We start from the raw sequence: 19,460 nt of genomic DNA on the forward strand, positions 1-19,460 counted from the left end.
AAAATACCTGTTAACTACATTTGAAGTCTGAGTGAAATACAAAGCAGCTTCATAATTACAACTCCTGGTTTGCTGCTTACTTAAGAGGAGGGAAAGGTTCTCCCTATTACCCGAAAAGAGCCACTCTCGGCCTGGATGTTTCTTATAATATTTACCGCAGGGATAACCTTTTGTGGATTGGACAATGGTTTTTTTAAACTGATTTGAAAATAGGCAAAACACCTATTTTTCAAAATGAGTAAAATACCCTCATATAGTATCTCCCTGAAGTCGAATTTTGCAAATATGTTTAAGGACCATGCTATAGGTTTTCTCCTGCTGATCTCAAGCTCTATATTCAATCATAGCGCTTACGCCCAAAAACCGGACCTGAAGTTTGATCATATCGATTCTTTTAATGGTCTTTCTCAGGGTACAGTTACTTCTATCACACAGGATTACAAGGGCTTTATGTGGTTTGGGACCACGGTCGGGCTCAATAGATACGATGGGTACAACATTACCGTATACAAACATGATTCGCAGGATAGCAGCAGCCTCCCCAACAGTGATATAGTTACTTTATTTGAAGACAGTGAGAACAATCTATGGGTGGGGACCACTGAAGGGCTCTGTCGCTACGACCGGGAGCGGGATCGGTTTATTCGATATCCGAAAGTAGGTGACGTCAGCGTTCGTAGAATCTTTGAAGACAACAACCAGGATATCTGGGCAGTCAGCGGCCCTCATGTTTTTTTGTGGGATAAAAGAGAGCAGGTTTTTACACAGCATGACCATATGGACTGGAGGATAAATATCAATTATTTTTTTCTGGATAGTCATGGTACTTACTGGACCGCCCTGGAAAATGGTGTTTTTATTTACGACAAGGAAGAGCAGCGATATACGCCCTATTATACTGAGGGTCAAAAAACGGTACCGAAACCCACCATCTCTTTAAATAGCACTCAGCGGATACGTGAGGATAGGAAAGGCAATCTATGGATCGCCACACTGGGAGATGGACTGGTGCTTTATGATCCGGAGCAGAGACAGATCATAAAGAAATACAAACATGAACCGGGGAACCCCAACAGCCTGGCCGGAAACAACCTGATGAGCCTGAGAATAGATGCTAAAGGACGGCTATGGATCGGGACACAAAATAAAGGGTTGTCCATTTTTGACCCGAAAAAGAATGAGTTTTACAACTACAAGAGCAATAATCTGGACCCCTACAGTCTTAGTTTCAATACCATCAATTCCATCTACGAGGATACCAATGGCAACATGTGGCTGGGGACTCATAATAAAGGGGTAAATTTTATCAGTAAAAGAAAGTTTGCTCACTTCTATGCCAACTCGCTCGACCATACCGGACTCAGTGACAACAATGTAACCTCTTTTGTAGAAGATCAGCATGGCAATATATGGGTCGGGACAGATGGAAGCGGTTTAAGCATTCTCGATCGGAAAAAAAAGGAGTTCAGGCAACTGAAACACGATCCTGCCAATCCGCAAAGCCTTAGCACCAATGTAGTAACCTATGTTCTGCAAGATGCCAAAAAAGATCTGTGGATTGCCTACTGGGATGGCGGTCTCGACCGGTTTGATCCGGAGCGGGAAACATATACCCGGTTTAAACACCATAAAAATGACACCACAAGCCTGCTCCAGGACAATGTCATGTATTTGTATGAAGATAAAAGAGGGAATCTCTGGGTAGCCACCCTCATCGGTCTGGATCTGTTTGATCCTGCCACTCAAACTTTTAAGCATGTCAATCTGGGAATAGACCTGGATAACTACGTGTCGTCAATGATGGAAGATCAGGATGGTAACCTGTGGGTAGGCACATGGGACGGACTTAAGCTGCTGAACAGGGACACCAGACGAGTCGAGAAAAGATTCAGTCATGATCCTGCAAACGACCAGTCACTGAGTGATGATAAGATCTACGTCGTGTTTACCGACAGCAAAGACCGGGTGTGGGTGGGGACCTCCCGTGGACTCAACCTGCTGGACAAAAGTACCTTTACCTTCAGACAATACCATGTAAGCGATGGTCTGCCGAGTGAGGCTATATATGGCATTCTGGAGGATGAAGAAGGAAACCTGTGGCTGAGTACCGGTCATGGTCTGAGCAGGTTTAACCCGGAAAAGGGAACATTTAAAAATTTTGCGAGAAGCGACGGACTACAGGGTTGGGAGTTCAAACTACATGCTTTCTTAAAATTGAGATCCGGTGAGATGATCTTTGGCGGGGGTAATGGATTTAACCTGTTTGATCCGGCAGCCATACAGGATAATACCGATATTCCTCCGGTAGTACTGACTGATTTTAAGGTATTCAACAAATCCCTGGAGATCGATGGAGCAGATTCCATCCTGAACCGCTCCATTACCGTTTCAGAAGAGATCGTTCTTTCTTATAGGCATTCTGTGTTTTCAATAGAGTTTGCAGCTCTTGATTATATATCTCCACACGAAAATCAATACGCTTACATGCTCGAGGGGTTTGATAAAGGTTGGGTCTATGCTAAAAATACGCGATCCGCCACCTATACCAATCTCGATCCCGGCACTTACACCTTCAGAGTAAAGGCCTCCAATAGTGACGGCTACTGGAATGAGGAGGGAGCCCCTCTTACCATTGTCATTGAGCCTCCTTTCTGGAAAACCGGCTGGTTCCGTTTTCTGAGCATTTTATTGCTCACAAGTGCGATACTTGCCGTTTTCCAGTGGAGAACTTACAGTGCAAAAAAGATAAGGAAAGAGCTGGAGCGAAAAGTGGAGGAACAGACCAGGGGGCTAAGAGAAGCAAGAAATGAAGCCATAGCTGCCAACAAATCGAAGAGCGAGTTCCTGGCCAACATGAGTCATGAGATACGAACGCCGATGAATGGTGTGCTCGGTATGACTGAGCTGGTACTTGAAACTGACCTGGATGACAACCAGCGTGAGTATTTAAATATTGTAATGCAGTCCGGAGAGTCATTGCTCAATATCATCAATGACATCCTTGATTATTCCAAAATAGAAGCCGGGAAGTTAGACCTGGAAGTCACTCAGTTTAACCTGGTGGACCTGGTAGAAAATGTAGTCTCCACCTTCTCCATACAGGCTATCAATAAAGACCTGGAATTATTATGTGAATTGAGCCCGGAAATCCCCACTTTCATTATTTCGGACCCGATGAGATTGAGACAAATGTTGACCAATCTGATCGGAAATGCCCTGAAATTCACAGAATCTGGCGAAGTATATATCAAAATAAATGCAAGCTCAAAACAGGTAGGAAAACAATCATTTCCTTTACATATTTCCATTTCTGATACCGGTATTGGGATCCCGGAAACCAAACTATCACATATTTTCGAAAGTTTTTCTCAGGCTGATGGATCTACTACCAGGCAATTTGGCGGGACAGGTCTTGGCCTGACGATCACTAAAAAGCTCACGGAGCTTATGGGTGGTGAAATATACGCAGAAAGTACGCTCGGTGAAGGCAGTGTTTTTCACATTCACCTGCCTTGTAAAGTAGGTCGAAATCCTCAACTGATCAAGCATAGCTACCTTTCAAAGGTAGACCTGGAAGGAATGCAGGTAATGATCGTAGATGACAATGAGAATAACTGTTTCCTTCTAAGTGAAAAATTAGGGTCAATGGGAGCAAAACCCATCGTGACACGATCGGCCAGTGAAGCTTTAGAAATGTTAAATGAAAATGCTGAGGCTATCAAGCTGATCCTCCTTGATCACCAGATGCCTGATATGGATGGACTGGAACTGGCTCGGAAAATAAAGGAAACCCCAGGCTACTCCAATATAAAGATCATTTTACTGAGCTCCATTGCTGATATACACACCAGGGAATATCAAAGATTCGGGATAGATGCATCCATGACAAAACCAGTTCGCCTGACTGACTTATCACGACTTATTAATAACATTTATGGTATCAGTACTTCCAGTGATCAGGGCCACAAAAAGACTGACGATCTTTCCGACGACTCTTACTCAGCGGTACAGGTACTGGTTGCCGAAGACAATCGTGTCAATCAAATAGTCATCCGTAACCTCCTCAAGAAAATGAATATCGGCTTCACCATAGCCAGTGATGGCAAAGAAGCAAGTAGATTATTAGCTGAGAACAAATACGATCTGATCTTTATGGATGTTCAGATGCCCTTTAAAGATGGTTATCAGGTAACTCGTGAAGTGCGATCCAGCAATGGACCCAATGCGGAAAGTCCTATAATTGCTATGACAGCTTACGCCATGAAAGGTGATAAGGATAAGTGCCTGCAGTCGGGCATGAATGATTACTTATCAAAGCCTATCAAGTTGGATGGAGTAAGAGACATAATCGTCAAATGGCTGAAAGAGGTAGCCATCGAAGCTGCACCCTGATGCTTCATCTGGATTTTTCTCCACTAAAATAACAAGCCGGAATCCCTAAAGTAGGTTTTTTCCCTATTTATCAAAATAGGTAATTCTCTCTTACACAGCGATTTACTTTCCTGTTTATTTGGAGTTTGAAACAAGCCTCTATGAACTCTAATTCCATTTTGGCCACATTCGCGGTGCTGCTTTACAGCTTCATAACCTTTGCTCAGGAAGATGTCAAGTTTTCTTACATGCACAAAGGACTGAATCATAGTGCCGTAACCACAATTTACCAGGATGACAAAGGATTCATATGGATTGGCACGCTCAATGGTCTTCACCGCTACGATGGGGAAAAAATAGAGCTCTTTGAAGCCGATAATGATGATACTACAGCTCTGCAAAATGGCCATATCCTCTCCATTACACAGAGTGCGGATGGTAAACTATGGATCGGTACGGGTGGTGGAGGTTTAAGCCTCTATGATCAGAAAACAGGTCTGTTTAAAACCTATACTGTAAAACCTGCTGATGAAAACTCAACCGCAGGCAATAAGGTGTTTGGCATAGAGTTCGATCAAAATGGGCATCTGTTATTAGCCACTGATCATGGACTTTCTGTTTTTGACCCTAAAAAAGAGAAAGTCATTAAGCAACTCCTAAAAGGCATCTGGCTCCAATGCATCTACAGGGATAGTGAAAATAATATATGGGTGGGCGGACTTGACCTTATCCTCCTTAGGACAGATGGTACTGCCGGTAATTTCTCAATCGATTCAAAATCGCGAGTTAATATTGATGCGCAGGAAATAAAGCAAATTGATGAGGATAATCAAGGGGCTATTTGGGTAGCAACCAGGGGAAAAGGGGTATACAGCCTCACCCTCGATTCTACAGAGAAATTTAAGATACAACACTTTGACTACCAGGGAGGCAAAGCAGGTACTGTGTCACACTTCAATATACTCTCTATTTTGGCTGACTCCAAAGGTCATGTATGGTTTGGTACTGAAAACGGCGGATTGGACAAATATGAGGTTAATACCGGTAAATTTGAACATTTTAAATATAACCCAATAGAAGACAATTCCCTCTCTGACAACTCTATCTGGTCATTGCTGGAGGATAGAGACGGCCGCATATGGGTTGGGAATTTTCGAAACGGGCTGGATATATACGACCCTCACGACAAGCAATTTTACTCCAAAACTTTTAAATTTAACGCCCCAAATACACTCATCCACGGTAGTGTCAGAGCTTTCTCACAAAACAGCAAAGGCAATATATGGATCGGGACAGATGGTGGAGGCATGAATTTGTATAACCCAGGCACCAATGTGTTCAAGCAATTTGTGAATGACCCGAAAGATGCACACTCCCTCTCCAGCAATGCCGTGTTGGAAGTCCAATCAGATAAAGAGGACAATCTATGGATAGGGACCTGGGAAGGTGGCCTGAACTATTATAACCATAAAACGGGTAAATTTTCTCACTACAAACACAATCCGTCTGATCCTCACAGTATAAGTGTAAACAGCATTTTTGATTTTGTAGAGGATAGAGAAAATCCGGGAAACCTATGGATTGCTTCTTTTGGTGGTGGGCTGGAATATTATGATGCCAGGACAGGCGATTTTACAAATTATCTCCCTTCCAGTGATTATGAAACCACCCTGAGTCACTCCATCGGCTATGACCATCAAGGCACTCTTTGGCTGGGGACCAAAAACGGTCTCTTTAAATGTAACATTAAAGATGATACAGTTCTTTTTAAGAAATATACAAGCCAACCCGGGAAAGGTCCGGGACTGAAAGACACCTACATAGTGAGTCTCTTTACAGACTCTGGTGGCAGATTCTGGGTTGGAACTGTAAATGGTGGGCTTAGCCTCTATGATTCAGAAAAGGATGATTTCAAAACTTTCATGAAATCAGATGGCCTGCCTAGTAATTCCATTTTTTCCATGACAGAGGATAATTCAGGAAATCTGTGGGTGGGTACCAGTACCGGTCTTGGTAAAATCACACTAGTAGGCTCGGATTTTGAAAAGTATGAAATCCAGTGCAAAATTTTCGATAAAAGTAGCGGACTGAAGAACGATTACTTCCACATTCAAGCGGCACTAAAGGATGATAACGGCACCTTGTATTTTGGGAATAAAGGGGGACTTATTTACTTCAACCCGGAAAACATTCAGGATAATACTATAACTCCCCCTGTATACATCACTGATGTTACTGTGCTAGGTAATGATCACTCGCTTGACCAAAAAAAGAAAGCTTGGGCTATTACTAATAACGAGATTCAACTCCCGTACACACAAAACTCTTTTACAATTGACTTTATAGCTTTAAACTACACCCACCCTGAAAACAATCAATATGCCTACATGCTGAAGGGAATGGAAAACGAATGGCGCCAGGCCGGCAGCCAAAACTCAGTTACTTACCGGTCGGTAAGTCCAGGCAGCTACACCTTTCGCGTAAAAGGCTCCAACAATGATGGATACTGGAACGAAGAAGGAGCCACGCTTAAAATCATCATCACTCCACCTTTTTGGGCTACAAGCTGGTTCAGGGGTTTAATGATCGCTAGTCTTGGTGGTTTGATCCTGCTCATATTTAACCTACGAACACGATCCATTAGAAAGCAGAAAAGGTTGCTCGTCAAGCGTGTAGAAGAACGAACAGCAGAACTCAAAAAAGAAAAGTCATACCTGGATGCCATCATGGATGCTTTCCCGGATTACATTTATTTTAAAGACCAGAAGTGCAGATTCACAAGAGTCAGCCAATCTATGATTAATTTTTTTCCAAACATGGAACTAAATGACATTATTGGAAAGTCAGATTTTGACTTTCACCATAAAGAGGCTGCTCAAAGGTACTTTGATGAAGAACAAAACATCATTAAAACCAAAAAAGGGATTTATAACCAGGTTCAGCATGAGATTATGCCCACCGGGCAGGATTTTTGGTCATCGGTCACCAAGCTTCCACTATTTGATCGCGATGGCAATTGCATAGGGACTTTTGGGATCTCCCGCGATATCACTGCACTAAAAGAAGTAGAGCTGGAGCGGATCCGTAAAAACAAAGAGTTGAAAACAGCCAAAGAGGCAGCAGAATCTGCAAGCAGATCCAAAAGCGAGTTTCTGGCCAACATGAGCCATGAGATACGAACGCCGATGAATGGTGTGCTGGGCATGACTGAGCTGGTCCTTGAAACTGACCTGGATGACAACCAGCGTGAGTATCTAAACATCGTAATGCAATCAGGAGAGTCATTACTCAACATAATCAATGACATTCTGGACTATTCTAAAATAGAGGCTGGTAAACTGGACCTGAACATTACCCAGTTTAATCTGGTGGACCTGGTAGAAAATGTGGTATCCACCTTCTCCATACAGGCTATCAATAAGGACCTGGAATTATTATGTGAATTGAGTCCGGAAATCCCAACTTTCATCATTGCAGACCCGATGAGATTAAGACAAATGCTAACCAACCTGATCGGCAATGCCCTGAAGTTTACAGAATCTGGCGAGGTCTATGTGAAAATAAATGCTGGTTTAACACAGGGAGAAAAACAAAAATTTCCTTTACACATTTCCGTTTCCGATACGGGTATTGGAATTTCCGAAACCAAACTATCACATATTTTCGAAAGCTTTTCTCAGGCAGATGGATCTACTACCAGGCAATTTGGCGGGACAGGTCTCGGCTTAACGATCACGAAAAAGCTCACAGAGCTCATGAATGGTGAAATATGGGCGGAAAGTAAGCCTGGAGAAGGCAGCGTTTTTCATATTAACCTGCCTTGTAAAGTAGGTCGAAATCCTCAACTGATCAAGCATAGCTATCTCTCAAAGGTAGACCTGGAAGGAATGCAGGTAATGGTAGTAGATGACAATGAGAATAATTGTTTCCTCTTAAGCGAAAAATTAGCATCAATGGGGGCAAAACCCATCGTGACACGATCAGCCACTGAAGCTTTGAAAACCCTAAATGAGAACGGTGACACCGTGGAGCTGATCCTCCTTGATCATCAGATGCCCGGTATGGATGGACTGGAACTGGCTCAAAAAATAAAGGAAACCCCAGGCTTCTCTAACAAAAAGATCATTTTACTTAGCTCTATAGCCGATATTCATACAGGCGAATATCAAAAATCCGGGATAGATGCATCCATGACAAAACCAGTCAGGCTGACAGACCTGACACGACTTATCAATAACATCTATGGAGGTAGTACTTCCAATGGTCAGGACCGGAAAGAGCCCAGGGAACTGCGCGATGCCTATTCAGCAGTACAGGTGTTAATTGCCGAAGACAACCGTGTAAACCAAATAGTCATCCGTAACCTCCTCAGGAAAATGAATATCGGCTTCTCCATAGCCGGTGATGGTAAAGAGGCATGTAGCCTGTTAGCCGAGAACAAATACGACCTGATCTTTATGGATGTACAGATGCCTTTTAAAGATGGTTATCAGGTAACTCGTGAAGTACGAGCTGGCAACGGACCAAATGTAGACAGTCCTATAATTGCAATGACAGCTTATGCCATGAAAAGTGATATGGAAAAGTGTCTGCAATCGGGCATGAATGACTACATGTCTAAGCCCATAAAGCTTGATAGTGTGAGAAGTATGCTCACCAAATGGCTGAAAGAAGCTCTCACAGAGACTAACACTTAATCGCATTTAGCATCAGTCCGGATAATACTCCTCCGTGAGGTTACGGAGGAGTTTTACGCCCTCTGCTATACCCTCAATATCCTCCATATATTCAAAGGTGACTTTTTTCTTCTCTCCGTCTATGATCAGTTCAAGCCACTCGGCACCTCCATCTGCACAATCCGGGCAGCCAATGGTCTCCGGAAGTTTAGCAAACTTCTCAAGGTTAATTCCTGCCCGGATCTGATTTACCTGCTCGTCTGAAATCTCCACACTATTGGTTTTCGCAGCTACATCAGGAGACCACCCTTTAGCAATGATCAGGAGCGAGTTGTCACTGAGGTGTGTTTCCACTTTGCAGTAGCCTATACATTCACCAAACGATGTACCATAAGAAATAATCCTATCCGTATTCAGGTCTTCCATATCATCACATCCATACAGGATAAGTGCCAAGGTAATCAATCCAACTATTCGCATTGCTTTTGAAGTTTAAAGAGTGCACGTTCCCAACAATTTTCACACAAAAACAAACTTGCTTATAAACATTCCCTACACCCTTTTTTCTAAAGGGGAATATTGGTGTTTTTGTATGAAGATACTTCCATAAGACACACGATCAGGAATATCCGTTTGATTAATCCTACTAGTTATATTGAATGATCGTAGTGGAGTATGGATTTGATACCAATATTCCCCCTTTCTTCAAAGGGGGCTGATGGGGGTTATAGGAAAATTTATCAAACCCATACTCCCATACTACTTAATCGCAATTTGACGAAGTAGGATTAAAATCGAATTTTCTTCACCAGGCTATTGAAACGATAGAAATGCAGGATCGCGGCAACAGTCAGCCCACCGGACAACGCATACCAAACACCTCTTACACCCAGATCAAAAGTGAAGCCGAGGATGTACCCACCCGGAATGGCCAGTACCCAATAAGCAAAGAACGTTACCAGTGTGGGAACTTTGACGTCTGTCAATCCCCGCAAGATCCCAAGACCTACGGCCTGCAACCCATCGGATATCTGAAAGGCAGCAGCTATGATCAGCAGTGTCGCTGCTAAATTTTGCACGTAGAGATCCTTTACATAGAGAGCTGTTAGCTCATCCCGAAATACAATGAAAGTCAAGGCACAGAAAGTCATAAAAACTGCAGTCATAGCCATAGCCGAGTAGCCCGCTACTTTCAGGTTCCTGATATCTTTCATTCCCATTTGATTACCAATGCGGATAGTGGACGCAGCTCCCATGCCAGTTGCAGCCATATAAGTAATAGCTGCCAGGTTTAATGCAATTTGGTGCGCCGCTAATGCCGCAGCGCTAATCCAGCCAACCATTATAGCCGCAGTAGCAAAAGCACCAATCTCAAAGACATACTGCATGCCGCTTGGTACGCCAATTTTTATCATCCGCTTAATCGCCCGCCAGTCCAGGCCAGAGGGTAACCCTTTGATCCTTTTTTTCACCACCAGCCACATCACCACCGCCATGATCACACGAGAGATCAAAGTAGCGTAGCCAGCTCCATCCAGCTCCAGTCTGGGAAAAACCCATACTCCGTAGATCAGCAAATAGTTTAACCCAACATTGAGCAGGTTGGCCATGACAGACACTACCATGGGGTTAAAAGTATCCGAAAGTCCCTCAGCAAACTGGCGATAGGTCTGAAAGATCATGAGTGGGATCAAAGAGCTGGTAACGATGATCAGGTAATTTCTGGCTTCCAGGGCTACTGCCCGCTCCTGACCAAAATAGCCCAGGAAATGACTGATAACAAAACCCACTCCTGCTAACCCCACAGATAAGACTACATTTAATATCCAGCCATTCTTCAGGAAGCGCATCAAACCTTTCTGATCCTTTGGGTCAGTGGCTGCCACCAATGGTGTGATCGCATAACTTACCCCAATTCCAAAAATCATCAGAATATGATAAAACGTACCGGCAAAGGTGGCCGCCGCCAGCGGGATCACTCCTACTCTCCCCACCATTACCGTGTCAGCTACAGTCACCATGATGTGACCCAGCTGACCGATGATGACCGGATATGCCAGTACAATGTTTTTTCTGAGGTGTTCTTTTAGCGTCAATGTCCTTTTGTTTTTGAGGCGGCAAAGATAGTGAACCCTCACCCCTTAACATTCTTATTTGGAAGCCAGATAGGTGAACATCTGGTATACGAAGTGGTATAAAAAATATTCCTTTCCGGAACAAAGCCACTATGATCATTCAACATCACGTGATAAATAGGATTAATTTTTTTGCAACATCCTCCCCAGCTTCAAAATAGCCACCATCGTCAGACTATCTGTAATCTTACCATCCAAAACCAACTGATGCGCCTCCCAGAATGGCAGCTTCCAAATCTCCAGGTCTTCCGTTTCCTCAAACGCTGTTTCACCTTCTGTGAGGCCTTGAGCCAAATAAGCAAACCCTACTTCATCGGTTACGGAATTAGACGTATGCATTTTCAGAAAAGGCGTCCACTTCTGAGCAGTGAGTCCCGTTTCTTCCTTTAGCTCTCTTTTGGCAGATTCCAGCGGATCTACATCCTTCGGACCTCCTCCCATTGGGATTTCCCAGCTATACTCATTAAGCGTATATCGCCACTGCCCAACGAGCCAGGTATTCATGTCCTCATCAAGTGGTACAATACCAATGGCGTAATTTTTGAAGAGTACTTTCCCATAATGGCTGATGCCTCCTCCGGGATTGACGACTTTGTCCTCTTCCAGCGTGATCCAGGGGTTGTTATAAATTTTCTTGCCAGATTGTTTCTTCCAGGGGTTTTCTTTCATGCACCCAAAGGTAAGGCCTGTGCTAACCTATTTAGCTACCAGTAGCTCAAAAGTGAAGATTGGTCTTTAGTAACTTTGATTCCATTACGGCTTTGGTTTTGCTGATTTCTTCAAAAGAGTCCCCTTTAAGGTAAAACCAATCTTTCTTAACGTTAGTTATTTCGTATTGCATTTAACCTTTGAAAAACAATTTAAGTAATCTCCTAGAAAACAATCTTGTAGCTCAAATTGGGGAACATGCCCAGTTGGGTTGAGCTATAGATCGCATCCAGTTGCGGAACGTATTCCCTGGAATAAACATTCTCACGAGCTATTACATTCTGGATATTGATACCAATCTCAGAAGCTGTTCGCTCTTTATTGATCCGATAGTTTATGCCCACGTCTATTCTGAAATAATCTGGTAACCGGTCCTCAAACCTGTTGTAATAATCACGAACTGTGTAGCCTGCTTCCCTGGATGCTGTCAGCATAATCGGAGATTCTCGCTTACCTCCCGCGTAGATCACACGTGAGTTAACGGAAAGCACCTGACGTCCTTCGTTGAATATAAATTCCTTTCCACCCAGCAGGTTAACAATGTAATTTCCATTAAAAAGAGTATTCCTTTCCACCCCATCAATCGCTGTATACCTGGACTGATAAAGTGAGGTGGTAGCCATAAAATAATAGTTATCACTAAAAAACTTCTCTAAAGTAAGCTCCAGTCCGTAGTTTCGGCCAGTTCCTTTGTTTGCCAGTGGTAGTGATGTATATCCATCATAGCTATTGATCGATGAGAAAGTAAGCGCCAGGAAATCTGATGTTGTATCACTTGGCCAAACTGGAATATCATACAGGTGCTGATAATATACCTCTGCTTTTAGCTGAAGCTGAGGCTTTATCCTGTACTCAAAACCAATGACTGCATGGGCTGCCTTCATAAAGCCCAGATCTTTATTGTTACGTTCAAAACCACCTCCTGGCTGTTCCTCCCTGGCCATGTAGAGCGCCAATGATTCCATACGGCTGTGCAGACCTGCACCACCAGTGAAGGTACCCTTTGGAGACACATCCCACCGAAAACCAAGCCTTGGCTCCAGGTAAGTGTTCCCATTCAGAGCAAAATGTGTAAGATGAGCCCCTGCATTCACTGTAAAATCCTGACTGAATCTATGTTGGATCTGGCCAAACCCCTGGTATAAGTTTGTACCTCCATTTTCATCCAGGTAAGTAACAAATCTTTCTTCACTGTTTATCCACTCCTCACTTTCCATCTGAAAATTCAGACGGCTCAAAATACCACCAATACGTAATGTCGTTCGCGCATTGAACTTATGGTTCAGAAAGGATGAGAACCTTAACTGGTTTTCCCTTACATCTTCGACGAATTCTACCTGGATTTTTAGTGAATCTTCTTCATAGTTTTGTCTGTATCCTGAAAAGGACACAATAGATTCGAGGTAAGTGTCTTTCCCCAGATACGCAATATGCGTTAGCCCTGTAGCAGCCATATATTGATCATCCGTTTCAAAGAAAAAATCATCCGTGTTGACCGTGTCTGCATTATATCCATAGGTGTTCACACCACCTAAACCCCAAATAGAAAAAGTCCCAAAGTTTTTAGTAGGAATAAACACCTTAAATGAAATATCCTGAAATGTGATATCTTCCTGATCACCAAGTATATTAATACCGATTTGATCAAAAAGAGCCAGGGTGGAATACCGGTAGTTTATCAGGTATGAAGCATTACTCTCTTTGCTTAGCGGTCCCTCTGAAGAAGCTGCAATACCCAGCAAGCCGGCCTGAAAGGTGTGTTCGTGAGTATCAAAATTCCCTTTTCTTAGATTCAGATCAAAGATACCAGAGGTAGCATTTCCATATTGTGCTGGAAATGCACCTGTGAAGAAATCAGAATTGCCAAGCACATTAGAGCTCAGCATACTGATACCCCCTGCAGATGACCCTACAGAGGCAAAATGGTTAGGGTTAGGAATTTCCACTCCTTCCAATCGCCATAGTATTCCTTTGGGGGAGTTTCCACGAATTACGATCTCATTTAGCAGGTCATCTCCGCCTGTAGTCACTCCCGCCTGAGATACAGCCGCTCTGGCCGGATCATCAAATGTAGCTGCATACCGGCTCGTTTCTTCCACACTGAGAGAAATCGCACTTACAGTTGCCATTTCGTTCAGGGGTTCGCCAGCAGCATCTTTCTTATTAGCAATAATCTCTACTGCTTCCATTTCCGTTAAAGATTCCACAAGTTCTACCTCCAGAAACACTTCCTTTCCTGATCCTACAACCACATTTGGGATGACCTTATTTTCATAGCCTACTGAGGAGATCAAAAGGTTTTTTCGGCCGATAGGCACATCTGAAATTCTAAAAATTCCATCAACATCTGTCACTCCACCTAGCAAAGGCTCTGAGCCCTGAACGACTACTGTTGCTCCGATTATTGGTGATTTGGATTGCTGATCCTTGATCTGCCCCTTCACTGACTGTGTAAGGGACTGTCCTGACAGGAAAATATAAGGGGCGATAATTAGTAATAGGTTTAAAACGGTTTTCACTTTCATTAGTCCTTTTAGTTGAAAAATTATTTTTTAAAGATGGTTCGTTAAAAATGATTTGATAAAAGGCGTTTAATTATTGACAAACCACCTGGGTTTTACCCCCACGCACCTTTGAAAAGTACCTTTCCCATTACGTCCCCAAACAATAATCAGATTGCGCTATTGCAAAAGAATTACCGCGATGTTCACCATTGTAAACCTTATCTTTATCCCAATAAAAAAAAGAGGCTTCCTAATTTTAGAGTTCAACCCGTGCAAACTGATTTCAGAATCTCAGCTGTATAAACTGATCTCACTCATTTCAGCACTGAAGAGGTTTTTAGGTTAATCCCCGTAAAACGACTCCTGAGAGTCGTTCTACCCCATAAAAAAAGAGGCTCCCGTCTGGAGCCCCTTTTTTGAATTGAAACATACCCGCACTAATTTAAACAGTAAAAAGAGGGGATATCTTTAAGATCGAATTTCCCTCCGATCTGTTCAGAATCTTACTTGAATGGTTAATATTTTATTTGAACGATAGTTGATTGAAGATTATTATTCTGTAAATTTAAATTTTTATTTAATAAAAATTGGTAAAATTAATATTTTATTGATTTTTATCATGCAAAAGCATTACTCACATAACAACCAGCCTGTATCAATACCCTTACTTCCAGTTTTACTATTTTTACAAAATGCTACTCCCCTATCTTAATCCTGACAAAGTGGAAGCCGGCTGTGATGAGGCCGGCAGAGGGTGTTTAGCAGGCCCGGTCGTAGCTGCAGCAGTCATACTGCCCCGTGATTATCAGCATGAAGTATTAAACGACTCAAAGCAGCTCAGTGAGAAGCAAAGATTTGAGCTGAGAAAGGAGATCGTCCGGGATGCTATTGCCTATGGGATAGGAGTAGCAGAACCGGGGGAGATCGATGAGATCAATATCCTCAACGCCTCCTACCTGGCCATGCATAGGGCCATCGATCAGTTAAAACAGATCCCCGAGCTCTTACTTATAGACGGAAATCGCTATAAAGCACATAATGACATCCCTTATGAGTGCATTATAAAAGGGGACGGAAAATATTACGCCATCGCAGCAGCATCCGTTCTGGCCAAAACGTATCGGGATGAACTGATGCGGCAGCTGGCCATTGATTTTGAAGGTTACGGCTGGGAAACCAATGTAGGCTATCCCACCACGGCACATCGTCAGGCCATTAAAGCTCAGGGTATTACCCCCCATCACCGAAAGAGCTTTCAGTTATTACCCAGTCAGTTGGAGTTGTTCTGAGATTCAAAAGATGCTTCTACCTCTTTGAATTGACTTAACCACTCAAATGCTTCCGCTTTATCCGTAAATAACCGGGTAGGATTCCTGGGCTTGCTTGCTATTATATAGAAGTTGCCGATCATACGGGTTAAAAGTGAATTCACCAGAAGTGCACTGGCTGTAACCAGATCATTGCCTTCGTCAGCCAAATAATTTCTGGCTTCTCTTGTTATTTTTTTTATCGAGGTGATATCAAAGAGACAGGGGAAGGATGTGCCTTGACTCACTTCGATCCTATTCTTAACACAAATCTTTGCAACATCAATATCAACCAGATCAGCGGGCTTATAAGCGCAATCCATTATATCATCCGTGATTAGAATAGTACAATGATCAAAACTAAAGAATGTGTTTCCTTTCTTCATAGAATAACCTAACCGAGAAATTGGCTACAATTTAGAAAAATTTGAAGACTCACATTAAGGATACAAATCGCAAAAAACCTCAACACTCCCCGGAATAAATTAGAATCCGGTAATGTGGCAGGTTCTGCCCAATCGCTAATCGTACCAATATTAAAACTCTGTAATAGATATAGAGTAGCACCAGGGAATGTTAATTCAAGTAGAGTTAGGGTACCCCCCATCACCGAAAAAGCTTTCGGTTATTGCCCGGTCAGATGGAGTTATTTTGAGAGTCAGGTGACCCTTCTTCAGGTTTAAATTGACTTAGCCATTTAATGGCTTCTTTCTCATCAGTAAAGAGTCGGGTAGGATGCTTCGGTTTATCAACCATAATATAGAAATTGCCCGCCATCCTTCTTACCGGCGAGTTTATTAAAAGTGCGCTCGCGGTAACCAGTTCATTGCCTTCATCAGCCAGGTGCTTTCTCGCTTCACCTGTAAATTCTTTTACTCTTGTGATATCGAACAGGCAGGGATAGGATACCCCTTTGCTAAAGCTTATTCGCTGTTTAACGCTAACCTTCGCCACTTCTAGAGTTACTTTTTCAACTCTTAAAACTATATACAATATACCATCAAGAACTTGTAAAGTCCAATGCTCATAATTAGCTGTTTTATCTCCCATAGATCCCAATAATTTTGTTAAATATATTGATTTCCATCAAATATCGAATTATCAATGAAACGATTCTATAATATAGAAAATTAAGCTTATCGGTTTTATCGAGGTGTTTCTGCTCTTTTACTGATCAAACAACTATCAAATACTACCAATGATCGAAAATCGGCCTCTTAGGGAACTGTACTAAGTTAATATTGACTTCTAAACTCACACTGAAATTAATTCAGTTACTGGAAATAGACTCACAACAATGGCAAAGATCAAACACAACAATATCATTGACACGGCAAGTGAAATATTCACTATAGCCAGGGACAAAGGAATTATCCATCTCTATGCGGAAGATGAAGTATTGGATGGTAAGCACTTTACTGTAAATAACCGCAAAGCCCTGAATTTTGGTACTTGTGGTTATCTCAGGCTGGAGTTTCACGAAAAGCTCAAGGCGAGATCCATTGACGCTATCCACCGTTACGGAACGCAATTCCCAATGTCAAGATCTTACATGTCAAGCCCACTCTACCGTAAGCTTGAAGAACTCATTGAAAAGATCTACGGTGTTCCGGCAGTTATCTCTAAAAACTGTACCATTTCGCACCTGGCCACTATCCCTACCCTTATCAGGGAAAATGATGCAGTTATCTTAGACCACCTGGTCCACTCAAGCGTACAGGCTGCAGTGCAAAAACTACTACCAAGCGGGGTAAATGTAGAGATGATCCGGCATGCCAACATGGAAATGCTGGAAGAAACCATAATCAGACTGAAGGACAAATACAGAAGGATCTGGTACATGTCTGATGGTGTATACTCTATGTATGGTGACTTTGCTCCAGTCAAAGACATGCTGGCACTTGCGGAGAAGTATGAGCAGCTGTATTTATATATAGATGATGCCCATGGTATGAGCTGGGCCGGCCGGCATGGTGCGGGCTATGTGATGAGCCAGATGGACAATAAGCTACACCACAAAGTAGTATTGACCGCCACCCTGGGAAAAGCATTCGGAGCCTGTGGCGGAGTAACGCTATTCCCTAAAAAAGAATGGTACGACCAGGTGAAGGTATTTGGCGGGCCAAACACATTCTCGGTTCAATTAGAGCCTGCCATTCTTGGGTCTGCGGTAGCATCAGCTGAGCTTCATTTGAGCGACGAGATCTATAAGCACCAGAGTGAACTAAAGAAAAGAATAGACTACTGCAATGAGCTGCTGGCCCAAACCAGCCTACCGCTAATAGAAGTCAATGACAGTCCGATATTCTTCATCGGTACCGGCGCTATGGCAATGACCAACAGACTCATTGAGCGCCTGTTTGAAGATGGTATTTATGTCAATACAGCGCCATTCCCGGCTGTACCCGCCAAAAATACCGGTGTCAGAATCACTATCTCACTAAATAATGATTACGATGAGATTGCTGAGATGGTGGCGAAGCTGGATCATCATTTCCATGAGGCACTTAAAGAGGTAGATCAAACGAACGATAAGATCAGAAGAGCATTTAAATTACCTTTACTGACTGAATTAAATAAAAAAAACAACACCTCACTTGTTGATACTAACAAAAACCAGTTTGTAGTTGAGACATCTAGCTCAATAACGCATATTGACAAAGCCCTCTGGAATGACCGATTGGGATATCGGGGGATGTTTGATTGGGAAGGAATGAAATTTTTTGAAGAGTCTTATTCTCAAAATGAAAATCCGGAGGATAATTGGGACTTTCTTTATTATATCGTAAGAGATCAGGATAATAATGTTGTTATTATAACATCGTGTATCGTAGGAATATATAAAGAAGATACATTCTCTCAGGCTTCAATCTCAAAACAACTTGAAGAAGTTCGTAAAACCGACAAGTATTACCTCACCTCCAAAGCTATCATTATGGGGACCATGTTGACTGAAGGAGACCACATGTTTATTGATCGGTCTCATCCTAATTGGAAGGGAGCCACCAAAGCGTTGATAGAAACCTTGTATAATGAACAAGAAAAGCAAGAAGCAAACAATTTGGTCATAAGGGATTTTCATGCAGGAGACCCTGAACTGAGCGATCTTATGATTGATCAGGGTTTTGTGAAAGTAGACATGCCAGATTCCTGTGTTATAGAAGATCTGTCGTGGAATACAGAGGAGGAATTCCGAAATTTATTGACAAAAAAAGCCTGGAAGAATTACAAAGCGGATATCAAAAAGTACAGTGAATTTTATGATGTTGAAGTAAAGCAAACCCTTTCAAAAACAGAACTGGAATTGGCACGAGATCTTTTCGACAATGTAAAAGGAAATAATTTTGCGCTTAATACATTCAGCCCTCCCCTTAAAGTATTTAACAATCTAAATGAGCGGCCTGAATGGGAGTTTATCATTCTCAGACTTAAACAGGAGGTTTCAGAATTTAGGGAACCAATTGTCATAGTCATGTGTCATAAAAATATTGCCAATCTCTATAGTGCAGTATTAATTGGAATGAATTACAATTACACTTATGAATATCGAGGTTACGCCCAGGCATTATTCCAAATTATGCAAAGAGCAAAAGACTTAAAGTGCAGTAAAGTTAATCTGGGAGTTTCTGCAACAACAGAAAAAAAGAAGGTTGGGGCTACCGTATATCCAAAAGTAGCTTATTTAAATGCCAAAGATAACTTTAACATGGAATTGATCGGATCCACAATGATTGCTGAACAAGACTAAAGACATGGCTC

10 protein-coding genes are annotated in these 19,460 nt (G+C 42.5%); 4 read left to right on the plus strand and 6 right to left on the minus strand.

The features are described 5' to 3' along the window. The first annotated feature begins 234 nt into the window (after positions 1–234). Entirely contained in the window at positions 235–4,392 is a 4,158-nt protein-coding gene (locus AC3E9V_RS23145) for a hybrid sensor histidine kinase/response regulator (protein ID WP_488750545.1), read from the plus strand. Between the two features lie 140 nt (positions 4,393–4,532). After that, the gene (locus tag AC3E9V_RS23150; protein ID WP_488750546.1) at positions 4,533–9,068 is read left to right on the plus strand and encodes a hybrid sensor histidine kinase/response regulator; all 4,536 of its coding nucleotides are present in this window, start codon (positions 4,533–4,535) and stop codon (positions 9,066–9,068) included. A gap of 12 nt (positions 9,069–9,080) precedes the next feature. Here AC3E9V_RS23150 and AC3E9V_RS23155 read toward each other — a convergent pair whose 3' ends face one another. The 4 genes from AC3E9V_RS23155 to AC3E9V_RS23170 form a co-directional block, all read right to left on the minus strand. Continuing rightward, positions 9,081–9,527, minus strand: coding sequence for a hypothetical protein (locus tag AC3E9V_RS23155; protein WP_488750547.1), 447 nt, complete (start codon positions 9,525–9,527; stop codon positions 9,081–9,083). Positions 9,528–9,835: 308 nt separating this feature from the next. After that, positions 9,836–11,143 (minus strand): MATE family efflux transporter, encoded by a 1,308-nt coding sequence (locus AC3E9V_RS23160; protein WP_488750548.1) that lies wholly within the window; start codon positions 11,141–11,143, stop codon positions 9,836–9,838. Positions 11,144–11,305: 162 nt separating this feature from the next. Continuing rightward, positions 11,306–11,851 (minus strand): NUDIX domain-containing protein, encoded by a 546-nt coding sequence (locus AC3E9V_RS23165; RefSeq protein ID WP_488750549.1) that lies wholly within the window; start codon positions 11,849–11,851, stop codon positions 11,306–11,308. A 203-nt stretch (positions 11,852–12,054) separates the two neighbouring features. Continuing rightward, positions 12,055–14,415 (minus strand): TonB-dependent receptor, encoded by a 2,361-nt coding sequence (locus AC3E9V_RS23170; protein ID WP_488750550.1) that lies wholly within the window; start codon positions 14,413–14,415, stop codon positions 12,055–12,057. Positions 14,416–15,086: 671 nt separating this feature from the next. On the opposite strand from AC3E9V_RS23170, the gene rnhB reads away from it, so the two are divergent. Next, positions 15,087–15,683 carry a ribonuclease HII gene (gene rnhB, locus AC3E9V_RS23175; RefSeq protein ID WP_488750551.1) on the plus strand — a complete coding sequence of 199 codons (597 nt, stop codon included), beginning with the start codon at positions 15,087–15,089 and terminating at the stop codon, positions 15,681–15,683. Here the strand turns inward: rnhB and AC3E9V_RS23180 are convergent. Both AC3E9V_RS23180 and AC3E9V_RS23185 read right to left on the minus strand, forming a co-directional pair. After that, on the minus strand, positions 15,665–16,087 hold the full coding sequence (locus tag AC3E9V_RS23180) for a DUF7793 family protein (protein ID WP_488750552.1): 423 nt from the start codon (positions 16,085–16,087) through the stop codon (positions 15,665–15,667). The genes rnhB and AC3E9V_RS23180 overlap by 19 nt on opposite strands. A gap of 250 nt (positions 16,088–16,337) precedes the next feature. Next, positions 16,338–16,751 (minus strand): DUF7793 family protein, encoded by a 414-nt coding sequence (locus tag AC3E9V_RS23185; protein ID WP_488750553.1) that lies wholly within the window; start codon positions 16,749–16,751, stop codon positions 16,338–16,340. A 247-nt stretch (positions 16,752–16,998) separates the two neighbouring features. Here AC3E9V_RS23185 and AC3E9V_RS23190 point away from each other — a divergent pair, with 247 nt between their 5' ends. Next, a complete protein-coding gene (locus AC3E9V_RS23190) occupies positions 16,999–19,449 on the plus strand; it encodes an aminotransferase class I/II-fold pyridoxal phosphate-dependent enzyme (RefSeq protein ID WP_488750554.1) in 2,451 nt (816 codons plus the stop codon). The last annotated feature ends 11 nt before the right edge of the window (positions 19,450–19,460 follow it).

The organism is Marinoscillum sp. HNIBRBA16962 (assembly GCF_057801515.1).

Excerpts from the sequence above, each read along its gene's own strand:
- AC3E9V_RS23145 (WP_488750545.1), top strand. The coding sequence starts at position 235 with ATGAGTAAAATACCCTCATATAGTATCTCCCTGAAGTCGAATTTTGCA.
- AC3E9V_RS23150 (WP_488750546.1), top strand. The coding sequence starts at position 4,533 with ATGAACTCTAATTCCATTTTGGCCACATTCGCGGTGCTGCTTTACAGC.
- AC3E9V_RS23155 (WP_488750547.1), bottom strand. The coding sequence starts at position 9,527 with ATGCGAATAGTTGGATTGATTACCTTGGCACTTATCCTGTATGGATGT.
- AC3E9V_RS23165 (WP_488750549.1), bottom strand. The coding sequence starts at position 11,851 with ATGAAAGAAAACCCCTGGAAGAAACAATCTGGCAAGAAAATTTATAAC.
- AC3E9V_RS23170 (WP_488750550.1), bottom strand. The coding sequence starts at position 14,415 with ATGAAAGTGAAAACCGTTTTAAACCTATTACTAATTATCGCCCCTTAT.
- rnhB (WP_488750551.1), top strand. The coding sequence starts at position 15,087 with ATGCTACTCCCCTATCTTAATCCTGACAAAGTGGAAGCCGGCTGTGAT.
- AC3E9V_RS23180 (WP_488750552.1), bottom strand. The coding sequence starts at position 16,087 with ATGAAGAAAGGAAACACATTCTTTAGTTTTGATCATTGTACTATTCTA.
- AC3E9V_RS23185 (WP_488750553.1), bottom strand. The coding sequence starts at position 16,751 with ATGGGAGATAAAACAGCTAATTATGAGCATTGGACTTTACAAGTTCTT.
- AC3E9V_RS23190 (WP_488750554.1), top strand. The coding sequence starts at position 16,999 with ATGGCAAAGATCAAACACAACAATATCATTGACACGGCAAGTGAAATA.